Genomic DNA, 15,543 nt, shown 5'->3' on the forward strand with positions numbered 1-15,543 from the left:
ACCTTGCGCAAACTGTCGCTACGTAGACGGCATAACGGCAGTTCGCGCAAGCTCGGCTACGGGGCGAGAGCGGCGTGGCGGCGGCTGGGGTGACCTCGGCGAGCGTCACCCCCCGTCCCCGTCACCCTCCCGGTCCCCCCACCTACCGGCGAGTTTGCGCAAACGGTCGCTACGGCGACCGGGATAGCGGCAGTTTGCGCAATCTCGGCGAAGTGGGGGCGAGGGCGGACAGCGCGGCGGGGGCAGCGGGGCCGACAGCCGGCGGCGCGGGGGCGGCGGCGGGCGGCTCAGCTAGTCAAGCAGGTTCGCGGCCACCGTCGAGTGCACGGCCTCCGCGGTGCTCGGGTGGTAGATGCCCGCGAGCACGTCTCGCTGCAGCCGCGCGAGTTCGCCGGTGGCGCGATATCCGCCGCCGCCCGCCGACCGCATGGCCTGGTCGATCACATACCGCGCGGTTTCGGTCGACCTGTGCCGTGCGCCCGTGAGCTTTCTGAACCAGGATGCCCCGTGGTCGACGACCCGGTCGACATCGGCCGCGAGGCGCTCCAGCTGCGGGGCGATGGCGTCGAGGGCGATGGCAGCATCCGCGATTCGCCAGCGGAAGTCCGGATTCTGGGCGTACGACTCACCGGTGTGGATGGATGTGCGGCGCGTCACAGCCTCGACGGCGAGCTCGAGCCCACGGTCTGCGATCCCGGCATAGACCGAGCCGATCAGCAGCAGGAAGTTGGCGAAAATGCCGAACACAAACGGGTCAGCATTAGGCCCGACGGGCAAGGTCCTGGCGATGCGCGAGGTGGGCACGAAAGCGCCATCGAGTACGGTCGTGTGGCTCTGCGTGGCACGCATGCCGAGGGTGTCCCAGTCGTCCAGCGAGCGCCACCCCGGTGTATCGCGCGTGATGAACCCGTGCACGAGAGTGTCGCCGTCACGGCCGAACACCCCGAGGCGGGTCCAGGCCGGCGAGAGGGAGGTGAAGATCTTCGTGCCGGTGAAGGTGAAGCCACCCTCGACTGGCGCCGCGACAGTTGTCGAGTCCCAGAGCACCGCGTCATTGCCTGGCTCGCTCACCCCGAACGCGAACAGTTCCCCGGCCGCGGCATCCTCAAGCACCCAGTCGAGGCTGTGATCACCACGTTCGGCGAGCACGCGCGCTACCCCAACCCACACGTGATGCATGTTGACGCCGAGGGCGGTGGCCGGGGCATAGGCGGCGAGCAGCCGCTGGTCGCGAGCCGTGTCGAGCAGGCTGCGCGGTGTCAGATATCCCGCGGCCCGCAGCTCGTCGAGGTCTTCGGTGAAGAACGCGTTGTCGCGGTCGTAGCCGGCCGCCCTCGAGCGAATTCGGTCGAGCAGATCCTGAGTGAGAACTGTCATGCACTCAGGCTATGTCGCGCCTCACCGCGGCGGGTAGCCCAGCTGGGTGCGCGCGTCATCGATAGTTTCGAGCACGGCGATCGCGGTGGACATGGGATGCTCGGGGGCTTCGGTGCGCCCATCCGCAATGTGCTGCGCGACCGCGGCCGCCTGCCACACCAGCCCTTCGGTGAAGTTCCCGCTTGAGGGCTCGTCATGCCAGTCGAGGCGCTCGTCATCGGCCGAGATGAGGGTGAAGCCGCCGGGGGCGATGAAGTTCGGTTGCACCTCGATGCGCGCCGAGGTTCCCGTGATCACGGCTCCGTTGCTCCCGGATGCCAACACGGTGGTCGCGGCGAACCCCTGTGCGCCTCCCGCATATTCGAGGGTGATCGCTGCCTGCTCGTCGACACCCGTCGAGCAGAGTGAACCGGAGGCGTGAACGGCATCCGGAGCGCCCATGACGAAGTGGATGAACGACAGGGGGTACACACCGAGGTCGAGCAGGGCGCCGCCGCCCAGCTCCCTGTTGTAGAGGCGGTGCTCTGGATCGAAGCCGAATTTGAAGCTCAGCTCGGCGCTGGTCAGTCGCACGTCTCCGAGTACACCGTCGTCAAGCAACTGCCGGATCACCGTCGACTTGGGCAGGAATCTCGTCCACATTGCTTCGGCGGCGAAGAGCCCGGCTGCCGTCGCTGCCGCGGCGATCTCGCGCGCCTCGGCCGCGCTGAGCGCGATCGGCTTCTCGACGAGCACGTGCTTGCCTGCTGCGAGGGCGAGCAGCGCGAGGTCACGGTGCTCGCTGTGGGGCGCGGCGATGTAGACGACGTCGATGTCGGGATCGGCGACGAGTGCCTCGTATGACCCGTAGACGTTCGGGATGCCGTGCTTCGCAGCAAAAGCGCTCGCACGTTCCAGTGAGCGGGAGCCGACTCCGAGCATCCGCTGGTCGCTGTTGGCGTGCAGCGTGGTGACGAAAGTGTTCGCGATGGTGCCCGGCCCGAGCACCCCCCATTTCAGCGTGGCGCCGCCCCGCAAGGGGATGGCTGTGGACGCCGGAAACACTGTGGGGAAAGAGTTCATGGGTCGAATCTACTCATAGCGACGATATATCGTGTTTGATTAGGGCCCTGAATGCTGTTCAATAGCACATACGGCCCGCTGATGTCGCCGCCTCTGACCAACACGACTCTTCACTCAACACGGAAGGCGTGCCCATGGCCGACATCCTGCCCTGCACCCTTGCTCCACCCATGAACGGCATTCGCGGCGTCCTGTTTGACCTCGACGGTGTGCTTACGCCGACCACCGACGCGCACATGGCTGCGTGGGCACGGTTGTTCACGCCGTACCTGGACGAGCATGGTGTCGCCCCATACACCGAGCAGGACTACTTCGATTTCATCGATGGAAAGCCACGCTACGACGGAGTCCGCTCGATGCTTGCGGCCCGCGGGTTGGAGCTGCCCGAGGGCGCTCCCACCGACGACCCCTCTGCAGACACCGTCTGCGGGCTCGGCAATCGCAAGAACGACACGGTGAGCCGCGTGCTCGCCGAGGAGGGCGTCTCTGCGTACCCAGGCTCGATTCTCTTTCTGGATGCCGTGACGAAAGCCGGTCTCCAGGTCGCCGTCGTCTCGAGTTCACGCAATGCCCCGGCCGTGCTCGAGGCCGCCGGACTGGCCGATCGTTTCGAGATCGTCGTCGATGGCGTGGTCGCCGCGGCCGGAAACATCGCCGGGAAACCGGCCCCAGACACGTATTTGCACGCCGCGACGCTCCTGGGCCTCACGGCTGCGGAGTGCGTAGTCATAGAGGACGCGCACTCCGGTGTTCAGGCCGGTCGCGCCGGCACCTTTGGCCTTGTCCTCGGGGTGGACCGCGGCGCCGGCGCGCAGGAGTTGCTCGACTCCGGCGCTGACATCGTCGTATCCGACCTCCAGGACATGCTGCCCCTGGACACCTATCCAGCAGGAGCACGATCATGATGTCGACCAACTCGCGCGATCCGCTCGACCGCAATCGCTTCCCCGTTGACGATTGGGCACTCGTCGAGAACACCCCGAGCTCTGATGACATGGGCCGCACCGAGACTCTCTTCGCGGTCGGCAACGGCTATGTCGGCATGCGCGGAAACATGGATGAGGGGCGTGCCGGTCATGTGCACGGCACTTTCATCAATGGCCTGCACGAGACCTGGGCCATCCGTCACGCGGAGGAGGCGTTCGGTTTCGCGCGCGTGGGACAGACGATCGTCAATGTTCCGGATGCCAAGATCATCCGCCTCTACGTGGACGACGAGCCATTCATCCTGCCGGAAGCAGACCTGCTGAGCTTCAGTCGCCGGCTCGACTTCCGCGAGGGTGCGCTGACGCGCTCCGTACTGTGGCGCACGCCATCGGGCAAGCAGGTGCAGGTGGATTCCCGCCGCATGATCTCGTTCGTCGACCGCCACCTCGGGGTGATCGTCTACGACGTCACCGTGCTCGACGCCGACGCATCCGTCGCCATTTCCAGCCAGCTCTTCAACCGACAGGACGGCATCGACGAGTTCGACCAGCCGCCCATCGAGTTCAACGGTGGCCGAGGTGTCACCACTGCTTTCGACCCCCGCAAGGCGGAGACGCTGACCGAGCGGGTTTTGCTGCCGAAGCTCAAGCGAGCCGTCGACAGCCGCTACACACTCGGCTACCGCTGCGCCAACTCCGGGATGACGGTGGTTGCCGGAATCGACCACATCATCGAGACCGCCAACGAGTGGGAAGAAACCAGCTCACTTAGCGACGATCTCGCCAAACACGTCTACCGCGTGAAGGCGAAGTCCGGTCAACGCATCCGGATCGTGAAGACCGTCAGCTACCACAGCTCCCGGGAGGTGCCCACGCGCGAGCTCGCCGACCGCAGCGATCGCACGCTGGATCGGGCAGCGGCCGAGGGTTTCGAGTTCGCCGCGCAGCAACAGCGCGACTGGCTCACGGAATACTGGGAGCGCACCGACGTCGAGGTTCACGACCAGCCGATCGTGCAGCAGGCGGTGCGGTGGAATCTCTTCCAGCTGGCGCAGGCGTCCGCACGCGCTGACGGTCAGGGCGTTGCCGCCAAGGGTGTCAGCGGGACCGGCTACGGCGGCCACTACTTCTGGGACACCGAGATCTACGTACTGCCGGTGCTCACGTACACGTCACCGACGGCGGCCAGGAATGCGCTTCGATTCCGGCATTCAATCCTCGAGCACGCGCGCCTGCGGGCCAAGGAGCTCAACCAGGTGGGGGCACTCTTCCCCTGGCGCACGATCAGCGGCGAGGAGTCATCCGCGTATTACGCCGCGGGCACGGCGCAGTACCACATCGATGCAGACATCGCCTTCGCGCTCACGCAGTACGTGGCGGCGACGGGAGACCACGGCCTGCTCACTCGTGGCGCCATCGACATCCTCGTCGAGACCGCTCGCATGTGGGCCGACCTCGGTTTCTGGCGTTCGAATGGCGGCGACAGCTTCCACATCTACGGGGTGACCGGGCCCGACGAGTACACGACCGTGGTGAACGACAACCTGTACACAAACGTGATGGCGAGAGCCAACCTGCGCTCGGCCGCCCTGGCGGTCGAGGCCATGCGCGAGGGCGATCCGGCCAGCCACGAACTTCTGGTGGCACGGCTCTCGCTCGAGCAGGATGAGGTGGACGCATGGCGCGCGGCTGCAGACGCGATGTTCATTCCGTTCGACCCGTCGCTGGGCATCCACCCGCAGGATGCGCAGTTCCTCGAGAAGGAGCTGTGGGATCTGGCGGCAACCGGTCCGGATAAGCGCCCCCTGCTGTTGCACTATCACCCCCTCGTGATCTACCGCTTCCAGGTCATCAAGCAGGCTGACGTCGTGCTCGCCCTCTTCCTGCAGGGTGACAAGTTCACAGAAGAGCAGAAGAAGTCGGACTTCGACTACTACGACCCGATCACGACGGGCGACTCCACGCTGTCGGCGGTTGTGCAGTCCATCATCGCGGCGGAGGTCGGCTACAGCGACCTCGCCGTCAAGTACTTCATGGACGGCCTGTTCGTCGACCTCGCAGACCTGCACCGCAACGCGTCAGACGGCGTGCACATCGCGTCGACCGGCGGAATGTGGAGCGCTCTCGTGTTCGGCTTCGGCGGTCTGCGCGACCACGAAGGTCGGTTCACCATCGACCCGAGACTGCCCGAGGGCTGGACCGGTCTCACCTACCGAATCATGGTCAACGGCACCCGTGTGCGCGTGGATGTCACGCAGCCCGAGATCACGTTGACCGTCGAGGTAGGCACCTCCGTGCACTTCGCCGTGCGCGGCGTCGACGTCGACGCGAGCGCGGGCACGCCGGTCACGGTTAGCCTCGCCCACCACGGGCTCAGGATCGCGGGAGCACCCACCGTGAGCACTGTGGAGGGCGCCCGTCGAGCCGACGGCAGCGTCATCAGGGCGTCTGTGCCGATCGGCTGGACCCCCGCGGTCGAGCAGGCGGAGTTGAGCGACTAGCGGCGCAACTGCAGCGTGCAGCACTTCACGCCGCCGCCGCCGAGCAGCAGCTCGGACAGGTCGACGCCGATCGGGTTGTATCCGCGCTCGCGCAGCTGCGCTTCGAAGTTGGTGGCCCGTGCCGCGATGACCACGTTGTAGCCGTCGCTGAACGAGTTGAGGCCGAGCACGGCCGCGTCCTCCTCGGTCACGATGATCGCGTCGGGGAATCGTTCGCGAAGAATTTCCAGCGATGGCTTGTCGAACGCCGACGGCAGGTAGGCGATGCTCGAGTCATCCAGGATCGCCATCGCGGTGTCGAGGTGATAAAAACTGGGGTTGACCAGGTTGAGTGAGATCACTTCGCGCCCTGAGATCTCGGCGAGTTCCTTGTGACTGTTGGATGCGCTGCGGAAGCCCATGCCGGCGAGGATGACGCCATCCACCAGCAGGAAGTCGCCCTCACCCTCGTTCACCTCGACGGGCTCCCGCACGTCGAAGCCGTTGGCCCCAAACCAGTCCATGTAGGCGGGACCTTCGGGCTGGCGCTGGGGGTGGGTGAAACTCGCACCGTAGGCGATGTTGTCGATCACGAAGCCACCGTTGGCCGCGTACACCATGTCCGGAAGCCCCTCGACGGGGTCGATGAGCTGCACGTCGAAGCCGAGGTCGACGTACGTCTGGTACAAGGTCTCCCACTGGCGCACCGCAAGCGCGGTGTCGGTCGGCATCTCGGGATCCATCCACGGGTTGATGCGGTACACGACGGTGAAGTGGCTGGGGCGGCACATGAGCACTGTGCGCGGGGTGGCGGTGCGAGCCGGGGTCTGGTTCGTATCGGTCAAAGTCATTTCTCCAGTGTTTCACGCATCTATCCGCACTTTCAGAGCTTGTCGCGCACAAAACTCGCGTCTGCACCGCCATTGTCTGCGATATTCGCCGTAGTCTGATCGGATGGACAATCTCGACTACGGCATCATCGACCTGTTGAGGCTCAACGCGCGCGCCGGCTACGGCGATATCGGCGACGTGATCGGCCTCTCTGCCTCCGCAGTTAAACGCCGCGTCGACCGCCTGGTCGCCGATGGCGTCATCCGCAGTTTCACCATTCAGGTGGATCCCGCCGTCGACGGGCTCGCGACCGAGGCGTACGTCGAGCTATTCTGCCGCGGCACTGTGGCACCGGACGAACTCAAGCAAATCCTGTCCAGCATTCCCGAGGTGGTGGATGCCGGCACGATCACCGGGTCAGCCGATGCGATCGTGCACATGCGATCGAGGGACATCGCCTCGCTCGAGGTCGCCCTCGAGAGGCTGCGCCTGGCCCCAAACGTCGATCACACCCGCAGCGCGATCGTGCTGTCGCGCCTCGTCCACCGCCAGTACGACTGACGGTGCGACAGAGATGCGCCCCCGTGCTCCCCGAAGCGGGAGTAGCGTGATGCTGTGAAAGTCGATCCGGAGTCTGGGGTAACCCTCTACGAGCAGGTGCGCACGCAGATCATCGAACAGATCGAGAGCGGAGATCTCATTGTCGGGGCGAAGCTTCCCACCGTGCGCCAGCTGGCGAGCGAGCTGGGCGTGGCACCGTACACGGTGGCCCGCGTTTATCGAATTCTCGAGAATGACGGATTCGTGGAGACTCGCGGGCGCAACGGCACCGTGATCAGCGGCACGAAGGGCACGGCGGAAGAGTCGCTGCAGGCCGCCGCGAGCGCGTACGCGGTGCGCGCGACAGAGCTTGGTGTTCCCTCCTCCGATGCGCTGCGTTTCGCACAATCAGCGCTTGGGCTCTAAACCGCCGGGTCAGTGCCCGTCGCTGTCGGAGTTGACGCCGGCGCCCGGTCCGAGGTCGAGGGTCGCCAGTGCGGCGAGGTCATCGGCATCCAGCTCGAAGTCGAAGATGGAGATGTTCTCGACCATCCGCGCAGGGTGAGCGGTTTTGGGAATCACCACAAGCCCCTGCTGCACGTGCCAGCGAAGCGCAACCTGGCTTGCGGTCTTCCCGTGCTTCTCGGCAGCCTCGACGATGGGCGCCTCATCCAGGATGCCCTTGATTGGGCTCCACGATTCGGTGACGATGCCGTGGGCCGCGTTATAGGCGCGCTGCTCGACCCTCGTGATGGCGGGAGAAAGCTGGATCTGGTTCACGGCGGGCACCGTCTCCGTCTCTGCGGCGAGTACCCCGAGGTGGGCCGGCAGGAAGTTGGAGACACCGATGGAGCGCACCAGCCCGTCGGCCTTCAGCTTCTCGAAGGTGCGCCAGGTTGAGACGAACTCCCCGCGGGCTGGCAACGGCCAGTGGATCAGCAGCAGGTCGACGTAGTCGAGCCCGAGGCGCCGGAGAGACTTGCGCAACCCGTCGATCGCACGGTCCTCGCCCTGAAACTCTCCGTCCAGCTTCGTCGTGATGAACAACTCTGACCGGTCGACGCCACTGGCTTTTACGCCTGCTCCGACCCCGTCCTCGTTCTCGTAGCGCACGGCGGTGTCGATGTGGCGGTAGCCCAGCCCGATCGCTGCCGAAACCGCATCTCGTGCCTCGTCACCCGCGAGCGGCCAGGTGCCGAGACCGACCTGAGGGATGCTGTGACCGTCGTTGAGCGGAATGGAGGGGATCATCTTGCCACCATACAAGCCGTGCCAGCGCGCTACGCGATCCCTCCCCCATCAACGACGAGCGCCGTCCCGGTCACGTAGCTGGCCTCGTCGCTGGCGAGCCAGACGACGGCCGCGGCAATTTCGCTGGGCTCACCCATCCGACCGAGCGGACGATCGGCGGACTCGGCGAGGAAGGCGTCTGCGTCGACCGCGAGCTGGGCAGCTTCGTCCCTGAGCATTCCCGTGTTGACGTCACCCGGGTTGACCGAGTTGACACGAATGCCCTGTGGTCCGTGGTCGATGGCGAGAGCCCGCGTCATGTTGACCACTGCACCCTTCGAGGCGCAGTACGAGATGGCCTGGCCGCCACCCTTCAGCCCCCACCCCGATCCGGTGTTGACGATGGATCCGCCGCCGGCGGCTGCCATGATCGGCACGATGTGCTTGCACATGAGAAAGATCGATTTCACGTTGACCCCGAAGACCCGGTCCCATTCCTCGGCCGTGGTCTCGACGGCGGTGGTGCGACGAATGATCCCGGCGTTGTTGAAGACGACATTGACGCCGCCGAACGCCTCGATCGTGGTCGCGATGACACGCTGGATGTCGGCCTCATCCGAGACGTCCGCCGCGATGGCGATGGCCGTCCCGCCGGCGGCCCTGATCTCGTCCGCCACTGCCACCGCGGCATCCTCTCGAAGATCGACCACAGCGACCTGAGCCCCCTCCGCGGCGAAGGCGAGCGCTGAGGCACGGCCTATGCCGCCCGCTCCGCCGGTGACAATTGCATTCTTGTTCGCGAGACGCATGTGAGTTTCCATTTCTTATTGTGGGGCTGTTACGGGGTAGACGCCGGAACTTCGAGCGCCGGTGATGACAGAGATGTGGCCGGAAAGCCGCAGGTCGACATCCCGGCTGCCGGTGTCGACGAGTAAGGGGCGACCGGCGAGGTTCGCCAGTTTTCCCTCGGTCGCGACAACGAGGAGAGGATCAGTACCGAGGGCTTCGATGACTCGCCCCGAGATCTGCTGGTTCCCGCGGCCCAGCAGAAAACCCTGGCCGCCGATGACAGTGACGACCGCCCTGATTCGCAAGGTGGATTCAGTCGGGCGAGCTCGGGTGAAGGTCGCGATGAGCTCCAGAAGTTGCTTCTCGGAGGCATCCGCGAGAAGCAGCGTGCATGCGTTGCCCGCCGCACCCTCGAACCGCACGACATCGACGCCGAGCGGAGTCTTGGGTACACCGAGCTGCCGGGCGACCTCCATCATCGTGCCCCCGGGGCCGAGCAGGTACAACCATCCGGGCGTCATCCGCGCAATCGCGCCAGCGGCCGCAACGCGCACGGCGGCGGCGTCAGAGGCGGGCGTCGCGCTCTTGCGGGATTGCGTGCGGCCAGCGATGAACGGCACGGGGACCATGGCGAAGAGCCGGGGATCCACCCGACCCTCCCGGATCTGGTCCTCATCCACATCGAGGATTTCGCGCTGTTCGAGCGGCAGCGCTCCCTCCGCCCATTGAGCGGCCAGAGCTCCGGCCGCTGCCGGGCTCACGGCGAAGCAACTCGAGTACATCTTCACTCCCGCCGGTACGCCGACAACGGGCTGCTCCGCGCCGAGTCCGGCCGCGACATCCCGCGCTGTGCCATCGCCGCCCACGAACAGTATGAGGCTCGCGCCAGCGTCGACCAGCGCCGCCGTTGCGGCGGTCGTGTCCGCCCCCGTCGTCGCAGCCGCACCGGCAGGCCGATAGACGACCTGAGGGCGCAAGCCGCTCAGCCTCACCGCATCGGCACCCATGGCTCCGTCTGCCGTGATGATCTCAGCCGCCGGATGACGGGTGGCCAGCACCTGCAGTGCGAGAAGAGCCCGCTCTCTGGCGTTCTGGCGCGCACCCCGTTCGCGAGCGGTGGCCTGCACGACGATGCCGTCGCTGCCCTTAAGCCCGGCCGGCCCGCCGATCCCCGCTACCGGATTGATGAGCAGGCCGATACTCCGGGTCATGCGCCGAAATACTTGCGCTGGTACCCCCGCCAGGTGATCGCCCATCGTTCTGGGTCATCGAGGTCGTCGTGGTGGATGTGGTGCACGGTCTGGTTGTGCGGTGCGGTGCGGACAATCTCCGGGGTCTCTCGGGCCTCCCGCGCCACCTCGGCGAGCACGGCCGCGTACTCATCGAGTTCGGCCATGGAGTACGACTCCGTCGGTTCCAGAGTGAAAGGCTGCGGAACGATGTAGGGGTGGTGGCTGGTCCAGTAGTGCATCCCGAAGTCGGAGGCGCGCACGCCAATTTCCTCGGAGGTGATGCCCGTCTCCTGGAAAAGTTCCTCCCAGGAGTAGCGCACCTGTTCGATCCGGCGTCGGCCCGTGGCATACGGGGCGGAAGCCCCCGGAATTTCAAGGATCTTCTTCATCAGATAGTTGTTGTTCAACACTGCGGTCTCGGCGACGGCGCGCAGCCCTTCGCCTCCGAGGGCCATGATCCACGAATAGGCGCGCACCAGGTTCGGGATGACGCCGTAGAACGGGGCAACCTTCCCGATGGAGTTCGGACGGTCAGAGTCCAGAGCGAAATGATCGCCGTTCTTCGTGATGACCGGGCCGGGCAGGAACGGCTCCAGTTGCTCCGAGACTGCGTTGGCCCCGCTGCCGGGCCCGCCACAGGCGTGGGGGGTGCCGAAGGTCTTGTGGATATTGAAGTGGCAAACATCGAATCCGGCGTCCCTGGCACGAGTGATTCCGAGGATGCCGTTGGCGTTCGCCTGATCGTACGACGCGAGGGCCCCCACGGAATGTGCCAACGAGACCCATTCGGTCACCCCCGGGTTGAAGATTCCCGTGTCCTCCGGATTCGTGATCATGATCGCCGCGGTCTGCGGGCCGATGACGGCTCGGAGGGCTTCCACATCGGGATATCCGTCTGCGTCGGGGTAAAGGGTGATGACCTTGTAACCGGCGGCCTTCGCGGTGGCGGCGTTGGACGGATGGCTGAAGATCGTGGTTACCACCTCGGTGCGCTGATCACCTTCACCGTTTGCCTCGTGGAACGCGCGGATCATCGAGATGTTGGTCCAGATCGCGGTCGAACCGCCACTCGTATGCAGGGAGACGCTGTGCATTCCGGAGATCTCGGCGAGCATCCTTTCGAGGTTCCAGATCAGGCCGAGTACCCCCTGCACATCGGCTTCGTTCTGCATCGGGTGCAGGTCTACCAGCTTCGTCGTGCGAATCAGGGCGTCGTTCACTTTGGGGGCGTACTTCATCGTGCAGGTGCCCTGACCCACGTCGACGTTCAGGTCTGCGCCCAGGTTTTCCTGGCTGAGGCGAAGGTAGTGACGAAGTACGCGCATCTGGGCCATCTCCGGCAGGGCTGGCGGGCTTGCCCGTCTCATGCCCGCTGGCAGATCGGCGAGAACGTCGCCCACCGCATCGCGGATGCCGGATTCGACCTGCGAAACCAGAACCCCGCGCTCGCCCGGATTGGTCAGCTCGAAAATGATGGGCTCATCCCACCTGGCCTGGTGAAAACGGCGCTGGGCTGGCTTGGGTGCGATGGGGAGGCTCATGCGCTCTTCTCCTGGGTGGTGCTGGACGCTGTGGCAGACGCGATGGCATCCGTCAGACGATCGATGTCATGTTGGGTCGTCATCTCGGTGACGCACACGAGCAGCTCGTACTCCCCGACCACGACACCGGGGTCGATCGCGAGCGGTCGAAGCCGATCGACAACGGTGCGGCTGTCGACGCCGGTGGCGCTGAGATCGATGACGAATTCGCGCAGGTGCAGAGCGTTGTCGTTGAGGGTCACGCCGGCGAGCGCGCCGAGCCGTGCCTGCGCGTAGGTGGTGCGCGCAAGAATGGTCTCGGCCAGCTCGGCCATGCCCTGCGGTCCCATCAGGGCAAGGTAGACGCCGGCAGCAATACCCCACAGGGCTGCTGCGGTTCCGACCCACTCCTTTCCCTCCTCGCGAAGCGCGAAGGAGGTGCGGTCGTAGGCGACATCCCCGAATCCGTATTCACCGGCGACATCGGTCGACGCGAGCCCGAACAGCCGCGACGGCATCTCCATTACGAACCTGGGATCGTCGTGAACGGCAATGAATCCCCCGTGGGCCCCACCGAACCACTGATGCAATCCCAATGCCTGAATGTCTCCGCACACGATGTCGGCGCCCTGGTCAGCGGGCGGCGTCAGTGCGCCGTAACCGATGGGGTCGGTACCGACAACGAGAATCGCACCGACCGCGTGGGCTGCGTCGGCAAGTTGCCGGATGGCGGTCTCTACGGCTCCGGTGCAGCTCGGGGTTTCCACCCAGACGGCTGCGGTGTCCGCGCCCAACAACGCGATGATCGCCTCGACGTGCGCGGTGCCGTCGATCGTGGGCACGAACGTGAGGTCGAGGTTCGGCCGCACAAAGTCGTCGACGCGTGACACCTTGTCTGGCAGCACGTCGCTGCACACCACCACGCCGCGACGCCCCGTGATGCGTCCCGCCATCGACAACGCCGTTGCCGTGGCCTGAAACCCGTCGTAGGTCGGCACGTTCACGACCTCCATGTTCAGCAGCTCCGCCATGAGCGACTGGTACTGGAACAACGCCTGGAACCGACCGTGGTCTTCGTAGGGTTCGCCAGCGTATGCAGTCAGGAACTCACTGCGATTGATCACCTCGTCAACGACGGCGGGAACGAAGTGGTTGTATGTGCCGAAGCCAAGGAAGCTCAGTCTTTCCTTGGTGGAGACATTGTGATTCAACTCGCCTTCGACGTGGCGAACCAGGTCTTGCTCGGCCACCAGCGGCGCCGGCAGGTCGAGCGGGCGGTTCAGTCGAAGGCTGGCAGGGATGTCCGCGTAGAAATCCTCGGTGCTGCCTGCCCCGACGGCCGCAAGCATCGCGGCCTTCGTCGCGGGAGCACTATTCGGGATGTACGGATGGACAAAGGAATCTGGCACGTGGTCCAACCCCGGTTTCTGTCGTCGGTTCAGTACTGAGTACTGTATTTTGTATACAGAAAAGCTATAACGAAGTCGGCGTCAGGTCAAGGGTGCGATGAGCGAGCACCGCGACGCCGAATCCTGGCAGTCGGATGTCAGCGCCGATGGGGATATCCGCACCGCACAGAAGGTCGACCGCTGCCGCCGGCGCTTGAACCAGGATCTCGTCGGCCCCGTGGTTTAGGAAGAACGTGAACGACTCGTCGTCACCGACTCGCGTGACCACCTCCAGCAGCCGATTGGGGTGCTGGCGGCGATCGACGCTCGCAGCATCGAGGATCTGGCCGAGCACCGCCTCGAGCCCGTTCTCCCGCAGCGCAGCGCTGAGGTACCACGCCGCCCCGGCCCCCGAGGCGTTGCGCACGATAGCTGCCCGTCCATCCAGCACCCCCGTCGAGTAGGTCGCGACGACCTCTGCGGAGTCGGCGACGTCGATCCATTCACTCCAGGTCTCGATCTCGTGATCGGAGCCGGCGAGCGTGATCGCCCCGGTGTCACCATCGGCCAACGGCCACCACTCGTCGACCTCGACACCGAGCAGGTTCCGGAGCGGACCGGGAGCCCCACCGGGGTGGATCTTCTCCGTCGGGTCTACGACCCCGCTGAACGGACCGACCACCAGGTGACCGCCGCCCTCCACAAACGACGTGAGAGCCTCGGCCTGCTCCTGGGTGACGACATAGAGATTCGGCACGACCACGACGTCATATCGGGCGAACGGACTCTCGAATCCGCCGCCGGCCTTCACTACGTCGACCGTCTGACCCAGCGCAAAGAGGGCACCATGCCAGGCTCTGGCCTGCTCCAGCCAGTCCAGTCGCTGTGAGGGAAGGGAATCATTTGCGGAGCTGCCCCACCACGAGTCCCAGTCGACGACCAGGGCGACTCGCGCCGACACCCTGCTGCCGCGTACAGCGTCTATCTTCTTCAGCTCGGCGCCGAGCGCCGCGGTCTCGGCAAAGGTGCGGCTCTTTTCGCCACGGTGTCCGAGCATCGCCGAATGGAATTTTTCGGGCCCGAACCTGGCCTGCCTCCACTGGAAGAACATCGCGCCGTCCGAACCGTGCGCGATCGCCTGATAGCTGTCGAGACGCATCCGACCGGGCGCCTTGGGCACATTGACGTCACGCCAACTGACCGCGCTCGGGGCCTGCTCGAGCAGCAACCAGGGCTGGCCGCTCTTTAATGAGCGCATGAGCCCATAGTTGAGCGCGGCTGGCACGTGGGCCAGTGGATCCCCGGGGTCGGGATAGGCATCGTCGGTCACTACATCTTCGACCGCGGCGAAATCCCAATAGTCGAGCTCCTTGAAGAGGCTCATGAAGTTCGTGGTGACCGGAATGTCGGGGGTCACTCGTCGTAGGACGTCTATTTCCGACTGGAACAGCTCAAGCAGCGCGTCAGATCCGAATCGCTCAAAATCGAGCAACTGCGAGGGGTTGATGGGTCCCATCGATGTGCGGGGTGGCTCGATGTGATCGAACGACAGGTAGTGCTGACCCCAGCAACTTGTGCCCCAGGCCTCATTGAGGCCGTCGATGTCGCCGTACCGGCTCTCGAGCCAGCGACGGAAGTGCGCACCGGAGACAGGGCACCAGCATCGCGGCACGTGGTCTCCGTACTCGTTCGAGATGTGCCACAGAGCGAGCGCCGGGTGTTCTGCGTAGCGCACCGCCATGGCTTCGGTGAGCCGGAGGGCATGGGAACGGAAGACCGGTGAACTCGGGCAGTACGCCTGACGGGAACCGAACTCCAGGCGCTGGCCGTGAACATTGTGCGGCAAGATCTCGGGATGCTCCCGAATGAGCCACGCGGGCGGCGTCGCCGTGGCGGTAGCCAGATCCACCTTGATCCCGTGCTCCCACAGCAGATTGATGACCCGGTCAAGCCAGTCGAAATCGTAGGTTCCCTGAGTTTTCTCGATGCGCGGCCAGGAGAATACCGGCAGCGACACAAGGTTTACACCCGCCTCGCGCATGAGTCTGGCATCCTCGACCCACACCTCTTCTGGCCACTGATCAGGGTTGTAGTCGCCACCGTAAGCAAGTGCGTCGAGACGGATGGGTCGGGATGGCGTCGTTGTCACATCAACTCACTTTCACAGG

At 65.2% G+C, this 15,543-nt stretch carries 13 protein-coding genes; 4 read left to right on the forward strand and 9 right to left on the reverse strand.

The window, feature by feature from the left end; translation table 11 throughout:
• Window positions 1-291: 291 nt before the first annotated feature.
• Window positions 292-1,377 carry an acyl-CoA dehydrogenase family protein gene (locus QMG83_RS00005; protein ID WP_283503321.1) on the reverse strand — a complete coding sequence of 362 codons (1,086 nt, stop codon included), beginning with the start codon at window positions 1,375-1,377 and terminating at the stop codon, window positions 292-294.
• Window positions 1,378-1,398: 21 nt separating this feature from the next.
• Window positions 1,399-2,439 (reverse strand): Gfo/Idh/MocA family protein, encoded by a 1,041-nt coding sequence (locus QMG83_RS00010; RefSeq protein WP_283503322.1) that lies wholly within the window; start codon window positions 2,437-2,439, stop codon window positions 1,399-1,401.
• A gap of 134 nt (window positions 2,440-2,573) precedes the next feature.
• Between QMG83_RS00010 and QMG83_RS00015 the strand changes: the two genes are divergently transcribed.
• Window positions 2,574-3,344, forward strand: a complete 771-nt coding sequence (locus QMG83_RS00015) for an HAD family hydrolase (RefSeq protein WP_283503323.1) — start codon at window positions 2,574-2,576, stop codon at window positions 3,342-3,344.
• Entirely contained in the window at window positions 3,344-5,866 is a 2,523-nt protein-coding gene (locus tag QMG83_RS00020; protein WP_283504490.1) for a glycoside hydrolase family 65 protein, read from the forward strand. The genes QMG83_RS00015 and QMG83_RS00020 overlap by 1 nt, the downstream gene beginning before the upstream one ends.
• Here the strand turns inward: QMG83_RS00020 and ddaH are convergent.
• On the reverse strand, window positions 5,863-6,696 hold the full coding sequence (gene ddaH / locus QMG83_RS00025; protein WP_283503324.1) for a dimethylargininase: 834 nt from the start codon (window positions 6,694-6,696) through the stop codon (window positions 5,863-5,865). The two genes, QMG83_RS00020 and ddaH, sit on opposite strands and share 4 nt — an antisense overlap.
• Before the next feature lie 103 nt (window positions 6,697-6,799).
• Between ddaH and QMG83_RS00030 the strand changes: the two genes are divergently transcribed.
• Together QMG83_RS00030 and QMG83_RS00035 are read left to right on the forward strand one after the other, a co-directional pair.
• A complete protein-coding gene (locus tag QMG83_RS00030) occupies window positions 6,800-7,237 on the forward strand; it encodes an Lrp/AsnC family transcriptional regulator (RefSeq protein WP_283503325.1) in 438 nt (145 codons plus the stop codon).
• A gap of 54 nt (window positions 7,238-7,291) precedes the next feature.
• Window positions 7,292-7,642 carry a GntR family transcriptional regulator gene (locus tag QMG83_RS00035; RefSeq protein WP_283503326.1) on the forward strand — a complete coding sequence of 117 codons (351 nt, stop codon included), beginning with the start codon at window positions 7,292-7,294 and terminating at the stop codon, window positions 7,640-7,642.
• 9 nt (window positions 7,643-7,651) lie between these two features.
• Here QMG83_RS00035 and QMG83_RS00040 read toward each other — a convergent pair whose 3' ends face one another.
• The 6 genes from QMG83_RS00040 to QMG83_RS00065 all read right to left on the reverse strand — a co-directional run bounded on the left by QMG83_RS00040 (window position 7,652) and on the right by QMG83_RS00065 (window position 15,524).
• The gene (locus QMG83_RS00040; RefSeq protein ID WP_283503327.1) at window positions 7,652-8,467 is read right to left on the reverse strand and encodes an aldo/keto reductase; all 816 of its coding nucleotides are present in this window, start codon (window positions 8,465-8,467) and stop codon (window positions 7,652-7,654) included.
• Window positions 8,468-8,496: 29 nt separating this feature from the next.
• Window positions 8,497-9,255: an SDR family NAD(P)-dependent oxidoreductase gene (locus QMG83_RS00045; protein WP_283503328.1), complete on the reverse strand. Its 759-nt coding sequence runs from the start codon at window positions 9,253-9,255 to the stop codon at window positions 8,497-8,499.
• Between the two features lie 15 nt (window positions 9,256-9,270).
• Entirely contained in the window at window positions 9,271-10,446 is a 1,176-nt protein-coding gene (locus tag QMG83_RS00050; protein WP_283503329.1) for an ATP-NAD kinase family protein, read from the reverse strand.
• Window positions 10,443-12,008: an aminomethyl-transferring glycine dehydrogenase subunit GcvPB gene (gene gcvPB / locus QMG83_RS00055; RefSeq protein ID WP_283503330.1), complete on the reverse strand. Its 1,566-nt coding sequence runs from the start codon at window positions 12,006-12,008 to the stop codon at window positions 10,443-10,445. The genes QMG83_RS00050 and gcvPB overlap by 4 nt, the downstream gene beginning before the upstream one ends.
• Window positions 12,005-13,396, reverse strand: coding sequence for an aminomethyl-transferring glycine dehydrogenase subunit GcvPA (gene gcvPA / locus QMG83_RS00060; RefSeq protein WP_283503331.1), 1,392 nt, complete (start codon window positions 13,394-13,396; stop codon window positions 12,005-12,007). The genes gcvPB and gcvPA overlap by 4 nt, the downstream gene beginning before the upstream one ends.
• Window positions 13,397-13,460: 64 nt before the next feature.
• On the reverse strand, window positions 13,461-15,524 hold the full coding sequence (locus QMG83_RS00065; RefSeq protein WP_283503332.1) for a beta-galactosidase: 2,064 nt from the start codon (window positions 15,522-15,524) through the stop codon (window positions 13,461-13,463).
• Between the last annotated feature and the right edge of the window lie 19 nt (window positions 15,525-15,543).

This window comes from Salinibacterium sp. G-O1 (assembly GCF_030063305.1).
Classification (GTDB): Bacteria; Actinomycetota; Actinomycetes; order Actinomycetales; family Microbacteriaceae; genus Rhodoglobus.